At 67.5% G+C, this 17860-nt stretch carries 18 protein-coding genes; 12 read left to right on the top strand and 6 right to left on the bottom strand.

From position 1 onward, the window contains the following. Nucleotides 1-38 precede the first annotated feature (38 nt). A complete protein-coding gene (locus DP939_RS05725; protein ID WP_147267886.1) occupies nucleotides 39-716 on the top strand; it encodes an LLM class flavin-dependent oxidoreductase in 678 nt (225 codons plus the stop codon). A gap of 164 nt (nucleotides 717-880) precedes the next feature. Then, complete coding sequence (locus tag DP939_RS05720; RefSeq protein WP_199564974.1) at nucleotides 881-1501, top strand: hypothetical protein; 621 nt, start codon at nucleotides 881-883, stop codon at nucleotides 1499-1501. A gap of 109 nt (nucleotides 1502-1610) precedes the next feature. Here the strand turns inward: DP939_RS05720 and DP939_RS05715 are convergent, their stop codons facing one another. From DP939_RS05715 to DP939_RS05705, 3 genes are all read right to left on the bottom strand, one after another. Next, the gene (locus DP939_RS05715) at nucleotides 1611-2399 is read right to left on the bottom strand and encodes a hypothetical protein (protein ID WP_147267885.1); all 789 of its coding nucleotides are present in this window, start codon (nucleotides 2397-2399) and stop codon (nucleotides 1611-1613) included. 131 nt (nucleotides 2400-2530) lie between these two features. Beyond that, nucleotides 2531-2989, bottom strand: coding sequence for an SAM-dependent methyltransferase (locus DP939_RS05710; protein WP_113979546.1), 459 nt, complete (start codon nucleotides 2987-2989; stop codon nucleotides 2531-2533). A 9-nt stretch (nucleotides 2990-2998) separates the two neighbouring features. Then, nucleotides 2999-4183: a hypothetical protein gene (locus tag DP939_RS05705; protein ID WP_199564973.1), complete on the bottom strand. Its 1185-nt coding sequence runs from the start codon at nucleotides 4181-4183 to the stop codon at nucleotides 2999-3001. A gap of 436 nt (nucleotides 4184-4619) precedes the next feature. Here DP939_RS05705 and fxlM point away from each other — a divergent pair, with 436 nt between their 5' ends. The 7 genes from fxlM (at nucleotide 4620) to DP939_RS05675 (ending at nucleotide 11746) form a co-directional block, all read left to right on the top strand. Then, nucleotides 4620-5843, top strand: coding sequence for a methyltransferase, FxLD system (gene fxlM, locus DP939_RS05700; protein WP_113980070.1), 1224 nt, complete (start codon nucleotides 4620-4622; stop codon nucleotides 5841-5843). A gap of 38 nt (nucleotides 5844-5881) precedes the next feature. Then, entirely contained in the window at nucleotides 5882-6061 is a 180-nt protein-coding gene (locus DP939_RS05695; RefSeq protein WP_113979545.1) for an FxLD family lanthipeptide, read from the top strand. Nucleotides 6062-6246: 185 nt separating this feature from the next. Continuing rightward, nucleotides 6247-8982, top strand: coding sequence for a lantibiotic dehydratase (locus DP939_RS05690; RefSeq protein WP_199564972.1), 2736 nt, complete (start codon nucleotides 6247-6249; stop codon nucleotides 8980-8982). Continuing rightward, nucleotides 8979-10076 (top strand): lanthionine synthetase C family protein, encoded by a 1098-nt coding sequence (locus DP939_RS05685; protein WP_113979544.1) that lies wholly within the window; start codon nucleotides 8979-8981, stop codon nucleotides 10074-10076. The genes DP939_RS05690 and DP939_RS05685 overlap by 4 nt, the downstream gene beginning before the upstream one ends. After that, the gene (locus tag DP939_RS05680) at nucleotides 10058-10792 is read left to right on the top strand and encodes a thiopeptide-type bacteriocin biosynthesis protein (protein WP_199564971.1); all 735 of its coding nucleotides are present in this window, start codon (nucleotides 10058-10060) and stop codon (nucleotides 10790-10792) included. The genes DP939_RS05685 and DP939_RS05680 overlap by 19 nt, the downstream gene beginning before the upstream one ends. Nucleotides 10793-10875: 83 nt before the next feature. Next, entirely contained in the window at nucleotides 10876-11178 is a 303-nt protein-coding gene (locus DP939_RS45340; RefSeq protein WP_147267884.1) for a hypothetical protein, read from the top strand. Nucleotides 11179-11332: 154 nt separating this feature from the next. Continuing rightward, nucleotides 11333-11746 (top strand): ATP-binding protein, encoded by a 414-nt coding sequence (locus DP939_RS05675; RefSeq protein WP_113979542.1) that lies wholly within the window; start codon nucleotides 11333-11335, stop codon nucleotides 11744-11746. Nucleotides 11747-11822: 76 nt separating this feature from the next. Here the strand turns inward: DP939_RS05675 and DP939_RS05670 are convergent, their stop codons facing one another. After that, a complete protein-coding gene (locus DP939_RS05670; protein WP_113979541.1) occupies nucleotides 11823-13655 on the bottom strand; it encodes a S9 family peptidase in 1833 nt (610 codons plus the stop codon). A gap of 16 nt (nucleotides 13656-13671) precedes the next feature. Next, on the bottom strand, nucleotides 13672-14670 hold the full coding sequence (locus DP939_RS05665) for a helix-turn-helix transcriptional regulator (protein ID WP_158578475.1): 999 nt from the start codon (nucleotides 14668-14670) through the stop codon (nucleotides 13672-13674). Between the two features lie 114 nt (nucleotides 14671-14784). On the opposite strand from DP939_RS05665, the gene DP939_RS05660 reads away from it, so the two are divergent. Further along, on the top strand, nucleotides 14785-15777 hold the full coding sequence (locus tag DP939_RS05660; RefSeq protein ID WP_158578474.1) for an AfsR/SARP family transcriptional regulator: 993 nt from the start codon (nucleotides 14785-14787) through the stop codon (nucleotides 15775-15777). Between the two features lie 180 nt (nucleotides 15778-15957). Here DP939_RS05660 and DP939_RS46040 read toward each other — a convergent pair whose 3' ends face one another. Further along, complete coding sequence (locus DP939_RS46040; protein ID WP_158578473.1) at nucleotides 15958-16125, bottom strand: hypothetical protein; 168 nt, start codon at nucleotides 16123-16125, stop codon at nucleotides 15958-15960. Between the two features lie 21 nt (nucleotides 16126-16146). On the opposite strand from DP939_RS46040, the gene DP939_RS45335 reads away from it, so the two are divergent. Next, nucleotides 16147-16365, top strand: a complete 219-nt coding sequence (locus DP939_RS45335) for a hypothetical protein (protein WP_147267883.1) — start codon at nucleotides 16147-16149, stop codon at nucleotides 16363-16365. A 597-nt stretch (nucleotides 16366-16962) separates the two neighbouring features. Further along, the gene (locus tag DP939_RS45330; protein WP_147267882.1) at nucleotides 16963-17856 is read left to right on the top strand and encodes a hypothetical protein; all 894 of its coding nucleotides are present in this window, start codon (nucleotides 16963-16965) and stop codon (nucleotides 17854-17856) included. Nucleotides 17857-17860 lie beyond the last annotated feature (4 nt).

Raw genomic sequence — 17860 nt, 5'->3', positions numbered from 1 at the left:
CACCGGGACTGTCGGTGCCGGGTGCTTGGGGTGGGGGCATGCGTTACGGCATCGACGTCGCGATCCTCGGTGACCTCGCGGAGCCGGCACATCTAGTCACCCTCGCCAGGGAGGCCGAGGCCGCTGGGTGGGACGCCGTGCTGGTGTGGGACCACTTGGCCTTCACCTGGGGCATGGCATCGGTCGACCCGTGGGTGACGTTAGCCGCAGCGGCGCAGGTGACCTCGCGCATCATGCTGGGCACGGTGGTGACGGCCGTGACCCGGCACCGCCCGGAACGGCTGGCGCAGACGGTGGCGACGCTCGACAGGCTGAGTGGGGGCCGCGCGATCCTGGGCGCCGGGCTGGGCGGCGTGAGGCAGGAGTTCACCGCCTTTGGCTCAACGCGTCCCGGTGGGGTGGTGCTCGACGAGGCACTCGACGTGATGGTCTCGCTGTGGTCCGGCGAGGAGGTGCACCATCGTTGCGCTCATTACACCGTTGACGGGGTCCGCCTCGCGCCGCTGCCCCTCCAGCGGCCCCGGGTGCCGGTGTGGATCGGAGGCACGGCTCCGGGCGCCCTTCGGCGGGCCGCCCGCTGGGACGGCTGGATCGTCGTCGGCGACGACCAGGAGGGCCGCATGACGCTCTCGCCCGACTCCTGGCCGCTCAGGTCAGCGAGCTGCGCTGGCACCGGGCTGCTGCGGGCGACCTCGATGTGGCGGTCATCGGGGTGAGCGAGCCCGGCTCGTCGGTCCGGGAGTACGCCGACGCGGGCGCCACGTGGTGGCTGGAGCACCTCCACAGCTACCGGAGGTCGATGGAAAGACTGGTGCGGCGCGTCAAGGCGGGTCCGCCCGTGTGAAGCACCTGCGATGCGCGTCTGACTCGGGACAGCTCGATGCACAAGATCGTCGACTACGGCGACCCGTGCATGGAGATGCTCTCGATCTCTTTCCGGCTCCTGGAAAAGGTTATCGCTGAGTCCTCGTGGAGCGCCGACGTCGACCTCTCAGACGTGGTCCTGGTCGGGGTGAAGCACAGCACGGCAATCGCGGTTGACATCTCGCTGACCGGAGATGGCGCGCTGAAGGGGATCAGCGCAGCAGGCACCGGCATCAAGAAGGAGCCGAAGTACGTCGCGCTCCAGGTCGTCATCGACAAGATGAACGACCTCTTTGGTGCCGAGTCCTTCGCCGACTCCCAGATCCGGGAGTTCGTGCAGGGGCTCGTGCAGCGACTGCTCACCGACCCGGCCCTGGTCCAGCAGACAAGGGTGAACTCGAAGAAGCAGTTCATGGAGTCGCAGGACTTCCAGTCCGCCGTCACCGAGGCTGTCGCCGACAATCAGCAGGCGCACAACTCCATGGCGGACTACTTCTTCACCGACGGGCCTGCGATCAAGGGGATCGTCGTGGCACTCGCCGACGCGTTCTACGAGGCCGCGATCCACAGGGGGCAGGCCGACCTTGCTCAGGATCCTGCGGCATTCAGCGCGGGCGGCTCCGCGCGCCCGGCGTAGTTGTACGGCGAGGGGTGTGCGATCTACCAGCCCAACCTTTCGCCCCGACTGGTGCCCTTGGCCCAGTGGCTGTGGATCGGTTGGACGGAGCTCTTCGGACGGCGCGATCCTATCCTTCCCGAAGGGCGCGGTTGATGGTTCTGGTGAGGTTGCCGCGGTCGGTGTAGAGGTTTCTGGCGAGGTCTGCCATGGTGATCGGCAGGCCCGGGCCTACTAGACCTCCGGAAGGATGGGCGGCGGCGAGGAAGTGCTGGCGGGCGGTCATTGCGCGGTGTTGGGCGGCTTCCTTACGGAGCCAGGGGAGGGCGAGTGAGTCGAGAATCTCGGCCTTGTCCTGTAGATCGGCCTTCTTGAAGGTTTCGACTCGCTCGGAGAGATCGGCGATCAATTGGTCGATCGCGTCGGCGAAGGCTTCTCCGGCATCGGCGATCTTCTCGGGGGCCAGGTCTGCAACAGGGTAGAGCGCCGCTTCCGCCGCGTTTCCTAGAGGCGAATCGATGCGCACGATCACGCTGCCGCCGAAGACTTCAGGGAGGCGGACGACGGCGTCGGGGCCCCAGCCGGCGATCGCTTCGATGCTGCTGTCTTTGAGCGCTGCCAGGACGATGGTGCGCTGGAGGTCGAGGAAGGCGGCTTCGGCGTCTCGGTAGCCTGCGAGGTAGGAGGTGGGGGCGCCGGATGCCTCTTGGCCGTAGGTCTCCTCGGTGATCTGGACTATGTATCCTCCGTCCAGAGTGCCTCCTTGGATCCGGGCACTGGAGGTGGTCAGTATGACCCCTCGTGGCCGGGGAATGGCCATGGTGATCTCCGGTGGGCCGAATCTGATGTCGCCGAGTTCCGAGCGACTGGTTGTGGTGCCTCGTATCTTGAGCGCCTCCGTGAGGATCTCGTACTTCATCACTGCCCCCGTGTGTGTCAGACTGACACGCCCAGCTTAGCTGCTGTCTGGAGGTGGGGACCAGCGATACCGGGGAGTATTGAAGCTTCTTGTAGTCAGACGACGTGCCCCTGTTCAGATGCAGGGGTGCCTCATGCCCAGTAGTCCCTCAGCATCTCCGTGGGCCAGGCGGGTTGGTGGATCTCGCCCTGGGGGCCCATCTCCTGGAAGTAGGGGGCCAGGTCGTAGATGGGGGTGCCGTGGATGGCGTCGAGGTGGGTGACGTGGAGGTCCAAGCCGTCGACTTTGATAAGGCGGGGGAAGGACTGGGCGAGTTGGTTGGGGCGGCGGTGGTTGCGGTGGGCGAAGGTGCCGGTGGCTGGCCAGGCGGGGTTGTTGCGGGGGCTGCGGGCGTGGAGGGCTACGTCGTCGGGGGATGCCTGGTGGAAGTGCCAGACGACGATGAGGTGGGAGAACTCCTCTAGGCCCTGGACGACCTCGGGGGGGAAGTCGGAGTTGAGGCGGATGATGGCGGATTCGGTCCAGTGGTCGTCGGTGGGCGTGGTACGGCCGCCGATGACGGTTCCGATGGGGGTGATTTCAAGGGGCATAGGGGGTCCTTAGCGGGTGTGGGCGAGGTAGTGGGCGGCGCGGGTGTCGAGGTCGGTGACAAGGGGGATTTTGCGGTGGCGATAGGGGGATAGGACGTTGCGCATGTCGGTGATGGTTTGGCGGGCTCGGGCGGAATGGACGCCGTTTTCGATGGTGTCCAGGGCGGTGGTCCACACGGTGCAGGCTTCCTCGAGGTTGGCTTGGGTGAGGTGGGCGGCGCCGAGGTAGCCGAGGGTGACGGCGTGGGTGCGGCGGAAGGTGGTGCCTCGGGTGCGGATGCTGTGTTGGTAGTGGCGTAGGGCGCCGGGGGTGTCGCCGAGGGCGGTGAGGGTGCGGGCAGTCTCGTGGGCCAGGGACGCTTCGCCGAAGAAGAAGGTGCGGTGCGGTTCTGGAGTGCCTGCGTCTGCTGAGGTGAGGTCGTCTTCGGCTTGGAGGAGGGTGCGGGCGGCGGCCTGGTTGTGGCCATTGGTGGCGAGGGCACGGGCGTGGACGACGCCGGTGAGGGCGCGTTCGCGTGGGGTGGCGTTGGCGTAGCGGGGGCCGTCGATGGAGGCGGTGGACAGGTCGAGGGCCTGTTTGGGCGCGCCGAGGTCGAGGGCCTGGTGGGCCATGGCGCGCAGGATGTGGGCGGTGAGGGGTGGGTCGTCGGCGCGGGCGGCGAGTTTGACGGCCAGGACGAAGTAGCGCTGGGCGAGGGCGTGTTCGCTGTTGTCGAAGGCCATCCAGCCGGCGAGGTAGGCGAGTTCTCCGGCGGCGCTGAACATGTCGCGCTGGACGGACTCGGTGGAGAAGGAGCCCTGGAGGAGGGCGGCCACGTCGGTTTTGAGGTACTGGACGACGGCCTTTCGGCCGTGGCCGCCGCCGCGTTGTTGGTCGACGCGGGAGAAGGCGGCGGTGAGGTCGCGGACGGTTTCGATGTCGGCGGGGCCGATGCGGTGGCGGGGGCGGGTCTCGGCGGGCTGAGGGGCGGCCATAGTGTCCCACCATTGCTGGCCGGGGAGGGTGAGGGCGGCGGTGGAGTAGACGGCGTTGGTCAGGAGGTGTCTGCGGCCGAGGTCCAAATCGGTTCCCCCCAGCTCGGCGAGCTCGGTCAGCGGGTCGGTCTGCCAGCCTGGGGCGTTGTGCTCCTGGGCATTGGCGGCGGTGAACCCGAGCTCGCGTGGGGTGACCAGGCGCTGCAAGCGTCGGGACAACGCCTGACACAAGATTATCGGGGCTTCGCCGGAGGGTTTTGTGCCACCTACCCACATGCTGATATGGGAACGGCCGATGTTGGTGTGATTGTGGAGGTTGTTCTCCTGGGCGATGCGATTGTAGGCGTTTGCCGCTTGTGCCCGTGACCAGCCTGCCTCGCGCAGAATCGCATCGAGCAGTTCGTTTCGTGTGCGCGTCATGATGCACCTCCCGGAGTTGGTCGGCATTGACCACTTTGGTCGTCTTCGGTACGGCGACGACTGCTCCGCAGCTCTGTTCGGCCAGCGTGGGCCACGTTTCTGAGCATGTTGAGGGTAAGGCACGAGGGTTCTCGGCCGGGAATCTTTGATCGCTTTGACCAGCCTCACTCTTTGAAGTCGATACCGCGGGGGCGGCTCTCGGGTTTTGTTGTTTCCGGTGAGATTCGAGGAGGGGATGATGGCGGTGGACGGCGGCGATCAGGCTGGCGAGCTCAGGGCTCGGCTCGCGGATGAGCTCATCGCGCGGGGGTACATCAGGTCGACGCGTGTTGAGGCGGCCTTCCGGGCGGTGCCGCGGCATGCGTTCGTTCCGGCTGATACTCCGCTGGACGTCACCTACCACGTCGATCGGTCGGTGGTGACGAAGCGGGATGAGAACGGTGTGGCCGTCTCCTCGGTCAGCGCGGCGTACATCCAGGTGGCGATGATCGAGCAGGCTGAGTTGAGGCCGGGTTCGAGGGTGCTGGAGATCGGGTCTGGGGGCTATAACGCCGCGTTGCTGGCCGAGGTCGTGGGGCCGGGCGGGCGGGTGGTCAGTGTGGACATCGATCCGGAGGTGACCGACCGGGCCGCTGGTTTGCTGGAGGCGGCCGGGTACGGCGGGCGGGTCACGGTGATCACGGCTGACGCGCAGGGTGAAGTGTTCGGGCGTGAGTCGTTCGACGCGATCATCGTCACGGCCGGGGCTTGGGATCTGGCTCCGGCGTGGCTGCGCGGGCTGGCGGTGGGCGGCAGGCTCGTCGTGCCGTTGCGGATGAATGGGGTCAGCCGTTCTATTGGGTTTCGGTGGGAGATGGGGCGGTTGGTCGGTACGTCGGCGGTGGTGGGCGGGTTCGTTCCGATGCAGGGGGCGGGGGAACACCTCGACCGGGAGTTCCGGCTGCCTGATGGGCGGGGTGGTGCCGTCACGCTGCGGTTCGACGACGGGGCTCCGGATGATCCGGCGCTGTTGGACGGGGTTTTGGCGAGTGAGCGGGGCGAGGCGTGGTCCGGCGTCACGGTGGGGCATGGGGAGTCGTTCGCGGATTTGTATTTGTGGTTCGCGGGCTTCTTGCCGGGGTTCTGCAAGCTGGCGGCTGATGAGGGGACGGAACTGGCTCAGGAACGTAAGAGCTGGTTTCCCTTCGGGGTGGTGCGTGGCGACTCCTTCGCCTATCTGTCGGTACGGCCGGCGTTGGAAGGCAGGGGAGTGGAGTTCGGCGCGCGGGCCTATGGAGCTCATGGCGGGGAGGCCGCGACGGCGATGGTCGAGCAGATCCAGGCGTGGGACGAGCGAGGCAGGACGGAGCCCGGCTTTGAGTACTGGCCGACCGGCAGCGCGCTGGCCCGCTTTCCGGACGATGTGGCGGTCCTTCACAAGACCCACGGTCTTGTCGCGATTACCTGGCCCGCCTGCTGAAGGCGGGTCCACACCCAACTGGTTAGGAGTGTGATCCGATGTCTCCATCGCTGATCCTCGAAGGTGCCGACGTGGTGGCAGAGGAGGAGTTCGAGCTGGACATGCGCGTCGTGGAGTCCGCTACGCCGCTCGTGGCCATGATGTGCGATTCCAGCGACGGCTGCGGTAGCACGTGCAGCACCAGCGCTTGCAGCACCAACTCCAACGACCCAGCCTGAGCCGACTTCATCGTCGGCGCCCGGAGGTTGCTGGGCGCCGACGACGGTCTGGAAGGGCGAGACGTGCGATACCGGCATTGCGGTCTGGTGATGGTGCGGGCGAGTACCGCCCCAAGCGATCTGGAACTGCCTTCGGACCTGTCGGACGGGAGGGCGTGGCTGGCGAAGGTATGGGCTCGGGGGAGGTGCGTGAGGCCGTGTGCATGGCCAGTCCTGATCTTGGTGCGCGTGTTGATGAACTGCTTGGTACGGAGCGCGATCTGGGGCGGGCCGTCTTGTCGGTCGTCTCGTACGTGATGCGGTGGAAGCGGCGGGCCACTCCGTTCGGGCTTTTCGCCGGGGTGACGACGGCCGCCATTGGACCTGCGGTGGCGGAGATCGGGGATCGGCATCGGGCGTTCGCGCGGGTGGACGCGGAATGGCTCACGAGCGTGATCGACGAGCTTGAACGTCACCCTGGCTTGCGACCTGGCCTGATGGTGGTCGCGGACAACACGGGGATCGTTCGTGATGGGCGGTTAATCGTGGCGGGCCGGGCGGAGGTCGGGGCTCGGGTTCCGGGGCCCTTGCGTGAGGTTTCTGTGCGTCACACCCGGCCTGTGCGGTTGGCGTTGGCCGTCGCCGCTTCGCCGATCCGGTTCGATGAGCTCGTTGAGGTACTGGCCGCGTACTTCCCGGCGGACAAGGTCAATTCCTTGTTGGGCACACTCGTGGACCAGCGCATCCTGATCACCGGTCTGCGCGCGCCCATGACGGTCGCTGATCCACTGCCTTTTCTGATCGACGCTCTGCGTGCCGCTGGCGGTGAACGGTTACCGGACGTCGCCGGGTCGCTCCGTCGTCTGGAAAGCATTCGGGGTCGCCTCACGCAGGTGAGCGGCGTCCGGCTGGCGACTGACGTGCGGCTCGACGCGACGATCGCGGTACCCGAGGTGGTGCTGGAGGAGGCGGCGCGGGCCGCCACTGTTCTACTTCGGCTGTCCACTGAGCCTTTCGGTCGTACGGCATGGCTGGATTATCACGCTCGGTTCCTCGGCCGGTACGGTCACGGTGCTCTGGTACCGGTACGCGAGCTGGTCGCCGACTCCGGGCTCGGCTACCCCGATGGTTATCTGGGCGCGCCCCGCGCCCGGCCGATGTGGCGCACACTGACCGAGCGAGACGCCGCCCTGCTGGCGCTGGTCCAGGAGGCGACCATGGCGGGGGATCAGGAGATCGCGCTCACCGAGCGGCAGCTTGAGGCGTTGACCGTGGGCGACCACGCCACGGTGGTCCCGCCGGAGCGTGTGGAACTTGGTGTGGCTCTGCATGCTCGGTCCACCGATGCGATCGACCGGGGTGACTTCGAGCTTTGGATCAGCGCTGCGCCACGGAGTCACACCAGCATGGCCGGACGGTTCGCCTACTTGCTTGACCTGCCCACGTATGGGGCTGAGGAGCAGGGCGACGTGGTGGCGGTCCAACTGTCCTTTCCCCCTCGCAGGCCGCACAACGAGAACGTCGTACGCGTTCCGCCGCTCGTCCCTCAGGTCGTGCATCTGGGGGAGCATCCTGGCGGCGGCGCGATCAGCGTTGATGATCTGGCGGTCACGGCGGATGCCTCTCAGATGTACCTCGTGCAGCGCTCGACCGGGCGGCGGGTGACGCCCCGGATCGCGCATGCGTTGGACACTGTCGTCCAAAGCCCGCCGTTGGCGCGGTTTCTGGCCGAGGTCGCCGAGGCCCGGAGTGCGGTGTTCGGGCCATTCAACTATGGGGCCGGGCGGGCGCTTCCGTACGTTCCGCGAATACGTTACGGGCGGGTCGTTTTGGCCCCCGCTCGGTGGATTCTTACCGCTGCTGATCTTGGCGACTTTCAGGCTTGGCGGGAGCGTTGGCGTGTACCGGCGCGGGTGGTGCTGTGCCAGGGGGAGTTACGCCTTCCGCTTGATCTCGATCAGCGGGTGGATCGGGCCGTTCTTCGTACGCGGCTGGAGCGGGCCGGGCGGATCGAGTTGCACGAGGACGGCCCGCCGGACGGCCAGGGCTGGATCGGGCGACCGGCCGAGCTACTGATCCCCATGACCACGATCGAGCCACCCCCACGCAAGCTGCCGGTGACCTCGATGCCGGGCGCGGTTCTCCGGCCGGGTGGGGCCGCTGTGGTGCGGGCTCATCTGATCGGCAATCCCGCGCGGTTCGATGAGATCCTGGCCGGGCACCTGCAGGGCTTTGTTGATGAACTCGCCGGCCTGGTCACCTGCTGGTGGGTGCGGCGACACCGCGACATGATCCGGCTCGACGCGGACCAGTATCTCGCCGTGTTCTTACGGCTGGCCGACCCTGGGGAGTACGGCTTGGCCGCGGCCCGACTGGCCGCGTTCGCGGAACGCCTGGCGGCGCGCGGCCTGCCCGGACAGCTCACTTTGGCCACATACTACGAACACCCTGGCCGGTACGGGGAAGGCGCGGCGCTGCCCGCCGCCGAGCAGGTGTTCGCCGCTGACACGGCCGCCGCGATCGCGCAGATCAGGTTGGCCGAGACGGCTCGGCTCCCAGGTCAGGCGTTGGCCGCTGCCTCGATGGCGCACTTGGCGGCGGCGTTCGCCCCTGATGCCGAGTCCGGATATCGGGCGCTCCTTCGGTGCCTGGAGCAGCAGACGGGACCGCTCGACCGCTCTCTACGCGATCATGCGCTCCGCTTGGGCGATCCTTCCGAGGTCCGTGAGGCCGTTGTGGACGCGTGGCGAGCCCGCGAACAAGCGCTGGGCGATTATCACCGCGTTCTCGCCGAACAGCGTGACCCTGCCACCGGTCTGCGTACCCTGCTGCACGAACACCACGTACGCGCCCTCGGCGTCGATCCGGCCTTCGAGAAGGTGACGGGCCGCCTCGCCCGAGCGGTCGCGTTACGCCGCCTGGCCTTGGCCGGGGTCCTTTGAAGCCGAGGGAGCAGGCCGGCCAGTCGCTCGCGACGGGCGCGGCCGGGACCGCGCTGCTGCACATCGAGCGCGCCCTCGCCGGGACCGCCGACTGGGCGACTGCGGACGTGTGGGTTCGGCGGGCATCTGAGGTGATCGACACGGCCGACCACGCCGGTTTGTTCTATGGCGTACCGGCCGTCGCCTTTGTCCTGCACGCCGGGGGTATTCGGTACCGTTCGGTGGCGGCCAAGCTGGACGAGTACGTACTCCGGCTGGCTCACCGTCGCCTGGCCGCCGCGACCGCGCGGATGGACCGGGGCGAGGGGGCGACATTCCGTGAGTACGACCTCCTCTATGGGCTGACCGGGATCGGCGCGCTACTGCTGCGCCGAATGCCCAGCAACGACATGCTGGCCGATATCTTCCGATACTTGATCCGGTTGACTCAGCCCCGCCGGGACATGCCCGGTTGGTGGGTCGAGCACGACCCTGACCCGATCCTGCCCACCCCAGGCGGGCACGCCAACCTTGGGATTGCGCACGGTGCCGCAGGGCTCTTGGCCCTTCTCGCGCTCGCGGCGCGCGATGGTCATGTCGTTGGCGGGCAACGCGAGGCGATCGAGCGCCTGGCGGATTGGTTCGATCGGTGGCGTCAGCCCTCGCCGCACGGATCTTGGTGGCCACAGTGGGTCACCCGCGATGAATTGCGTACCGGCCGGACCGTACAGCCTGGTCCCGGGCGGCCGTCGTGGTGCTACGGCGCTGTTGGAATCGCCCGTGCCTGTCAGCTCGCCGCCATCGCCACCGACGACTTGGCGCGGCGGCGCGCGGCCGAGGAGGCCATGGTGGGGTGTCTGGACGCCCGGCAACTCCGCAGACTCAGCGAGCCGGGTTTATGTCATGGCCTGGCGGGTGTTTATCAGACCGCCTACCGCGCTTCACAGGATGCGCTTAGCCCGGAGATCGCGGCCCGGCTTCCCATGTTGGTCGCCGAGCACGCCAGCGGGGACGAGTTCCTGAGCGGTGAAGCCGGAGTACGGCTGGCCATGGAGACCGCCCACCGCGGTACGCCTCCACTTTCGGGATGGGACGCATGCCTGCTGATCAGCTGACCGACGGCGAGTGGTACCAGCTCGCGGTCGAGTTCCCCGATGGAGACAGCGCCGTACGGCTTGGGCTGCGATTGGAGCTTTTGCGTTCCGAAGGGGCGCTGAAAGACTGGTGGTTCATGCGAAAGCCGCCCGGCTGGCGGCTACGGTTACGCGGCGCGGATATCGCGGCTGTGCACCGGGCTTTTGAGGAGCTGATGGTCGCGCGCTGGTGGCCGACCATTTACGAGCCGGAGACGTTCGCCTTCGGTGGCTCCGACGGTATGGGCATCGTGCATGAACTGTTCTGTGCGGACAGCCATGGCGTACTCGATTACCTCCGTCAGGAGGACCCCGGAATCGGCCGCCGAGAGCTGTCCCTCCTGTTGATCAACGCACTCCTCCAGGCCGCCGGGCTGGACTGGTTCGAGCGCGGCGACGTGTTCGCGCGGGTGGCCGCGATCCGTCCCTCCGCATACGACTCGCGCGTGGACAAGTTGGCGGCGGACATTCGCTCCTTCTTGCTCGTCTCCGTCCAGCCGCCTGCTCCCTGGTTCGCCGCCTTTGAGACTGCGGGTCGCCTCCTGGGTGAGGCCGCGGCGGCAGGCCGCCTTGAACGTGGACTGCGCGCCATTCTCACGCATGTACTGATCTTCCACTGGAATCGATTCGGCCTGTCGGCCACGACCCAAGGCATCCTCGCCCACGCGGCGAAAGCCGCCATCCTGCCCCGGGACTGAGCCTGGCCCCCTTTGACCACGTTGACCACATAGAGTCACCGAATCCCTCCCCTGTGCGCGCGGCGGCGCGGTTCGCTGGTCTCATGCGCGACACCGACCGTGAGTTCCTTCTCCGCGAACTGGCAGAGGAGCTCAGCCGGTATCACGAGGTCACCGCCACCAGGCTGGTGAACAAGGGAATCTGGCTGCGCGCCACATATCGCCGGTCGAGCATCCTCGTTTCCGTCGATCACGCTGGTCGAATCGGCTGGGTCTACCGCTGGGGCAACCAGCGGGACAGAAGCGGCCCCACCACGGAACTCCTCGCGGTCGCCGCGCAGATCGTGGCGTTACTCAAGAGCCGGTCGCCCAGGCGTACGCCGGCGTCTGGATCTCGAACGCCTTGACCTTTGGTGTGAAGTCGGGCCCCCATTGGGCCGTCGCGCCGACCGGTTGCGACAGCCAACGATCACAGGAGCAATACCGTCAATGATCGGAACAACGAAACGGCAACGACGACAGGCATGGATGCGATCGCCCGAGCGAATGGCGTGGCGGTGTGTGTTCCCCGGCGAAAGCGATCAGGTCGGACGAGCGCGGCACATCGTCGAGGCGTTGTTCGCCGGGACCGGCCGCGAAGACGACGCCGGGCTCATCGTTTCGGAGCTTGCGACCAACGCGCTGGTCCACACCCGCTCCGGTAAGGCGGGTGGCTGGTTCGGGGTGGAGGTCCGTCTGCCGTACGACGGCCCGGCCTACCTCGGCGTGTACGACCTCGGCGGGTCGGGCTGCCCTTGGTTCGGACGTCACCAGGCCGACGACGAGCCAGGGATGGGCGGCCGAGGGCTCGCGATCGTCAGGGAACTCGCCATGGACGTCTCCCGGATCGGTAACCCGGCCACCGGATACACGGTGTGGGTCTACCTGGATCTCACAGCGAAGGACGCCGGGCTTGCGGGCGTCGCCACGGGATAGCGTGATGTCGGCCTGCTGCTATCAGGCTGACCGCTGACTGAGGTGCCCACTCGGAGACCGGGTGGGCACCTCTGCGTTAGCCGACCTGGAGAGGTTCGGAGTGGTCGGCGGTCGCGGCGATCAGGTGGGTGCGCAGGAACGCGCTGATGGCCTCGTACGCGGCCAGCTCGTTGGCGCGGTTGGTGAAGCCGTGGCCCTCGTCGGGGTAGATGTCATAGCGGACTTCGACGCCGCGTTCGCGCAGGCGAGCGACGATCTGGTCGGATTCGCTCTGCGGTACGCGAGGATCTTTGGCCCCCTGGATGACGAACAGCGGGGCGGCGATGCCGTCGGCGTAGGTGACGGGGCTGCGTTCCAGGAGCTGTTCGGCGCGGGTGTCGGGGTCGCCGAGGACGGTGGCGACGAACGGCTTCCAGGTGGGTGGTGAGTTCTTCGCCAGCGTGAGCAGGTTGCTCGGGCCGCAGATGGACACGCCTGCGGCCCAGGAGTACGGCAGACGGGCCAGGCAGGACAGGGCCGCGAAACCGCCGTAGGAGGCGCCCATGGCGGCCAGGCGGGTCGTATCGGCCCAGCTCAGGGTGTGCAGGTACTGGATGGCGTGGTCGAGGTCGTCGAGGTCGATGCCGCCCCAGTCGCGGTAGATGAGCTTCTGGTGGGCGGTGCCGTAACCGGTGGACCCGGCGATGTTGGGGGCCAGGATGGCGATGCCCTGGTGGAGTAGGTGCTGGTACAGGCCGGAACGGGCGTATATGGGTCGTTCCTGGGATTCTGGGCCGCCGTGGACGGACAGCAGCACCGGGTGCGGGCCGGGGCCGTCTGGGCGGTAGAGCAGGGCGTGGACATCGCGGCCGTCGCGTGCCGGGTAGGTGATCAGTTCGGGGGCGACGGGCTCGATGACACGTAGGGCGGGGGGCCGGGTGTCGGTGAGGTACCGGAACTCCTGGCGTCGCAGGTCAACGACCGCGAGTTCGGCCGGCCTCGCGGCGGAGTCGATCAGGATGACAGCGTGGGAGGCGTTCCGCGCCAGGGACAGGCTGGCGATGACGCCGGGCGGGATGTCCGGCAGCGGGAGCGGGGAGCCGTCGCGGTCGGCGCCCAGGCGAGAGCGGCCGGTCTCGTTGACCGACCAGAGGCGTACTCCTGCGGCGGCGTCGAGGGCCTCGACGTCCCAGTCCGGGCAGGCGATCGGGTGCAGAGTGCCGGTCGCGAGGTCGTAGAAGGCGGCGGCGGTGAACTCGCTCCAGTGGTCGGTGAGCAGGTGGAAGCCGCTGGAGTCGGCCGCCCACACGCCGGGGTCGAAAACGCCTTCCCCGAGGTTGGCCGTGACACAGATCGGGTCGGCGACCAGGGCGTTCAGGTCGGTGAGGTAGGCGGCGATGTCGGTGTTGGAACGGAAACCCGTGGACAGCAGCCAGCGCCCGTCTGGAGAGATGCTGATCGCCTCGAACGCCTCGTCGTCGGGAGGCGTGTAACGGCGATGGTCGCCGGTCGCCAGGTCACGGACGATGAGGTCCTGGGCGGCGGGGTCGCGGTCGTTGGCGGTGTACGCAAGAAGACGGCCGGTCGGGTCGAACGGTGATCCGGCGAGGACCCGCTGGCAGTCCGGGCCGGGGTCGATCTCGGTCAGGCCGCTGCCGTCCAGGGCGACGAGGTAGAGGCGGAACTGTTCGTCACCGTTTTCGTCGGCAGTGAATACCAGTTTGTCGCCGGAGGGGGTCCAGGCGATCTGCCGTACCGTCCGGTCGTCGAAGCCCGCCAATCGGCGCGGTTCCCCGCCGGTGACCGGGATGACCCACAGGTCGTAGCGCCCGGAGGCGTGGCTGGAGTAGGCGACCAATGCGCCATCCGGGGACAGTGCGATGGTGGGCAGGAATCGCTGCCGGGGGACGAATTCCAGGTATCCGGGCATGAGGGCCTTTCGGTTCTCAGTTGATCCAGCCGCGGCGTACGGCTGCGGCTCCGGCGGCGAAACGGGTCTCGACGCCCAGGGCGTCGCGAATGGCGGTCCAGTGTCTGCGCATGGTGTTGACGCTGATGTCCATCTGCCGGGCGATGGCCTCGTCGGGCAAACCTTGGGTGAGCAGCCGCAATACCTGCGATTGCGCGAGGGTGAGCGGCCCCGCCGCTTTCGCGCTGCCGTACGGGATCGCTCGCTCCCACAGCAGCTCGAAGTACTCGCGCAGCGCGCCGACGATGACGGGCGAGCGTACGAGCAGTGCCCCGCTCATTCCGGTGGGGGTGAGCGGGAGGAGCGCGACCGCCTCGTCCGCGAGCTTCATTTTCATGCCGATGCGAGGCAGGAGGCGGGCCTGTTCGCCTGCTTCCACCGCGGCCTCGATCGTCTTCGCGCCGATGGGATGTTCCGCGCAGCGGGTCTCGTAGATCGCGCGGCACTGGACTTGGCCCTCGAAGACGGGGAGTGGGGCGAAGCCGGTGGAGTCCTCGACGGGCGCTTCGAGGACGTAGTTGTCCAGCGTTAGCCAGTCGTGCCGGGCGGCGTTGATGAGCGCGTAGGACAGGCGGCTGATCTCGTCTCGGTCGGTGACGATCTGGACGAGGCGGTCCATGGCCGCGGTGGAGTTGGCGGCCGGTGTCTGGTGCCAGTCGCTCAGCCGGCGGTGACCGGCCAGCAATCGTTCTTGATCGCTGACGAGGCGGCGGGAGAGTTCGGCCAGGACGCCTTGCAAGGCGAGTTCTGGGGGTGCAGGTACGAGGCGCGGCGGGGCCATGGGGCCGTCCGGCCGGAGGTGCGCCATTCCGCGGGCGGTGAGTTCTGCTGGTTGGTCGTTGCCTCCGAGCAGGGACGCGGCGTCGCCTTCGGGGCAGCCGTCTTGAGCGAGGAGCTTGGAGTAGGACGCGAAGATCTCGTCCGGAACGACGCCTTCCAGCAGGCGACGCGCATTGAGCTGATCTTGTCCGTCCACTGACACCCCCTGGTCAGAGGGTAGTGGATCGCGTACTGGGTGTGATGGTTGCTGGGTGGTTCCACGCGATGGTGAGTTCTCACCACGGGGGCATTGGGCCCCGGATGTCCATTGGTGGAGGGCGTTCTCGCGGGGTTGGCCGCTTTGCCGCTGGTCAGTAGCCGTCGTGCGGAGTTTCAGGGCCGCTGCTTCGGCACCGCGCACGGTCTGATCAGTGCGAACGCTCAACCAAGGGAGGCGATCATGCTCATCGGAGCGTCGCTTGTGACACGGAGTCTGATCGGTCTGGCGACGGCCTTCGGTCCATTCAACGGGCGCAGGCGTACGGCGGTCCAGCCGCCGGTACTTCCACAGGCCACTCAGCGGGACCCCAAGCGAGGCACGATCCGCCTCGTCGGTCAGTGCGCCATCGAGGGACGCGGCCGTACGGCGGGCGGCTGGGGCACTGACACCTGGGTGCTTCTTGGGTTGCTCGCTGAACATCGGACATGCCTGCTGAGCAAAACCGTCGCCGCCGACAAACTCTGGCCCGATGCGGACGTCCCCGGCGATCGGTTCGCCGGTCTCCTCAAGGCGACCCGTGCCAAGATGTGCGACGCCCTGGGCCTACCAGGCAACTATGGACGAGTCGTCATCCAGTTCAAAGGCGGCACCGGCTACCGAATTAACCCAGACCTTTATACCTGCGACGTCTGGCAGATCCGTGACCTCCTCGCCGCGGCGGCGCTGGCCACCGGCCCGGAGAAGATCGCCGGATTGAACGCTGCCGTGGAACTGTACGTCGGCCCCTATCTCCCCGGCGTCCCGCATGACTGGGCGCGACACACGGCGGGCGCCCTGAACCGTGGCATCGTCCAAGCCCTCGCCCAGCTCGCCGATCTTGCGGAGCGCCCCGAGCAGGAAGCCGGCCACCTCGAACGGGCCACAGGACTCGACCCGGTCGCCGAGCACCTGTACCGCAGGCGGATGGAGGTCTACAGGCGGCTCGGCAGGCCACAGGCCATCCATTACTGCTATGAGGAACTGCACGAACAGCTCCGTGCCCGAGGAAGAAGACCGTCCTCGAAAACAGAGCAGTTCTATCGCGGCATGACCGACTCCGAATGAGGAGGCATGCCACTGTCGGCGACTTGACGGGAGCCCACGAGTCGAGCCCCGATATGCGACGTGCGCGTGCGCGCACGATACAACGCATGGATTCAAAGGGGGTACGTTATCGTGAACGTCCAATACGGCGTTCGGGCTCCGTGGATCGGCGGGGACACATCCGCGCTCAACTGGCGCAGATCATTCCATGGCCGAGTCGACGAGATCGGCGGGGCGCGTGACTTCGTCGGGTTCCTTCTCGCCAATACTCGCTTCGCGGAGCAGGCCGAGTTCGCTGTCTCGGAATTCGCTGGAAACGCGCTGCGGCACACCATCTCGGGTCAGCGTGGCGGCTGGTTCTGCGTCCATGTCGGGATGGGGGCCAACGGCATGGCGATCAGCGACCACGGTGGTCCGAGGGCGACCGTCTGCGTCGCGGTCCGCGACCTCGGCGGCTCCGGGATACCCGCCATCGAGGTACGCGAGGATCACGAAAGCCGAGGAGGGTTGGCGGCCATCGCCGAGTTCGCCGTGACCCTCGGCTGCGACGGAAGTCCGCAACGCGGCCACCTCGTCTGGGCGGAGCTCGGTCTGCCCGAGGCCGCGTAGACGCTGGGGGAGAAGGTGGGACCAACCGGCTGCTATCCGGCTGGTCCCACCCTCAGCGTAGGGGCGGTTCGTCGCGAGAAAGACTGACTTCTCGGGGGCGTGAGTCCTTCGTTGCGGGAACTTTGCGCGACTGCGCTCCGGGCCTGCCGACCGGTGTGCCGTTCGGCCTACTGTTCGGCCCGCCGTTTTGCCCGGCCCCCCTGTGCTGGGGCGTACGCGCAGGTCGGGCGGTCGCCGGGGCTACCGGTGGGCCGCCCGACTCGCCTTACCAGACGAGAATCCGGCAGGAGCGAGCGGGCCCGAACCTCATCGCTCCATTCCCCTCAAAGCTATTCACGATGATTAAGAGCCTGCCTTTCAAAGGCTGGTGGCCGGCTGTGTGGAGTATTTACCGCTCATCCTGTATGGGAGAGGCAGGTCTGACCGGACGAGTCGGCCAAGGATTCATTGCCTGTCTTGGGGATCGGAGATCCATTATTTGTGCCGCGCTTCACCGTATTGGTTTGCGTCGCGTTCGGAATCGAGAAATGGTCGTCATGTACGGAAGAACGGCCCCGCTTAATGCGGGCCGCCAATCGAACCGAAGGGAAATCGAAAATGTCGAACGACCAGACGGTCGAGAACATCGCCGCCCCGGCTGAATTCCGCCCGGAAGGCGCGGCGGCCAAGGTGTGGGAGGCCCTTATTGCCAACCCCGGCGTACCCATCACAACGATCGTCGAGGCGGCTGGTGTGTCGCGCCCGACCGCTACCAAGGCGCTCACCGCGTTCGCCGAAGCGGGGCGGGCCGTCCGTACCCATGGCGGCCGTAGTGACCAGGGCCGCCCCCTCCCCGACACATGGGCCCCGGTCAGCCCCGACGCCCCGGCTCAGCCGGACGAGCCCCCCACGACACCTGACGCTGAGACAACGCCGGACGTACCCCCCGCCAACGCCCCGGCAATGTCCCTTCAGGACGCGATGCGCATTCTGGAGCAGGAGGCCGACCGCCGCGCGACCGCCGAAGCCGAATTGGCACGTGCCCAAGCCGAAGAGGACGCCCGTCGTCAGCAGGCCGCTCAGACCCTTGCCAAGGCCCGCATGGTCGAAGACGCCCGCCAGGCCCTGACCGACCTTCTCACCGCCGTCACGACCACCTACGCGGCACTACTGGCCGACGACGAGGCGGCGTTCGCCACCGGCCTGGAGTCCATCTACGGGGGCACGGCGGACGTGCGCAAGGCCGCGCGGGTCGGCCAGCCCAAGGTCACCGGTACCACCACCGCATGGGGGTCGAACCGCAACACCCCTCGTCCGCTACGCCCGCACGTCCTGGAGCACCTGACCAAGCACCCGGACCTCGCGTTCACCGCCAACGAGATCGCGAAGGTCCTCAACCGTTCGTCCGGTGCCGTCGCCAACGCGCTGGACACCCTCGCGCGAAACGGCGAGGCCGAACTCGTCAGCGAACGCCCCAGCCGCTTCCGCGTCGCCAAGCCCCAGGACGCCTGAGAGG

The sequence above is a fragment of the Spongiactinospora rosea genome, assembly GCF_003315795.1.
In the GTDB taxonomy this organism is placed as follows: Bacteria; Actinomycetota; Actinomycetes; order Streptosporangiales; family Streptosporangiaceae; genus Spongiactinospora; species Spongiactinospora rosea.
Note: the sequence above shows the minus strand (reverse complement) of the source record. Positions and strands in the feature narration are given on the sequence as shown.

Coding starts and splice junctions, on each gene's coding strand:
- DP939_RS05725 (WP_147267886.1), top strand. CDS start 39: ATGCGTTACGGCATCGACGTCGCGATCCTCGGTGACCTCGCGGAGCCG.
- DP939_RS05720 (WP_199564974.1), top strand. CDS start 881: ATGCACAAGATCGTCGACTACGGCGACCCGTGCATGGAGATGCTCTCG.
- DP939_RS05715 (WP_147267885.1), bottom strand. CDS start 2,399: ATGAAGTACGAGATCCTCACGGAGGCGCTCAAGATACGAGGCACCACA.
- DP939_RS05710 (WP_113979546.1), bottom strand. CDS start 2,989: ATGCCCCTTGAAATCACCCCCATCGGAACCGTCATCGGCGGCCGTACC.
- fxlM (WP_113980070.1), top strand. CDS start 4,620: ATGATGGCGGTGGACGGCGGCGATCAGGCTGGCGAGCTCAGGGCTCGG.
- DP939_RS05695 (WP_113979545.1), top strand. CDS start 5,882: ATGTCTCCATCGCTGATCCTCGAAGGTGCCGACGTGGTGGCAGAGGAG.
- DP939_RS05680 (WP_199564971.1), top strand. CDS start 10,058: ATGCCTGCTGATCAGCTGACCGACGGCGAGTGGTACCAGCTCGCGGTC.
- DP939_RS45340 (WP_147267884.1), top strand. CDS start 10,876: ATGCGCGACACCGACCGTGAGTTCCTTCTCCGCGAACTGGCAGAGGAG.
- DP939_RS05670 (WP_113979541.1), bottom strand. CDS start 13,655: ATGCCCGGATACCTGGAATTCGTCCCCCGGCAGCGATTCCTGCCCACC.
- DP939_RS46040 (WP_158578473.1), bottom strand. CDS start 16,125: ATGGACGCAGAACCAGCCGCCACGCTGACCCGAGATGGTGTGCCGCAG.
- DP939_RS45335 (WP_147267883.1), top strand. CDS start 16,147: ATGGCGATCAGCGACCACGGTGGTCCGAGGGCGACCGTCTGCGTCGCG.
- DP939_RS45330 (WP_147267882.1), top strand. CDS start 16,963: ATGTCGAACGACCAGACGGTCGAGAACATCGCCGCCCCGGCTGAATTC.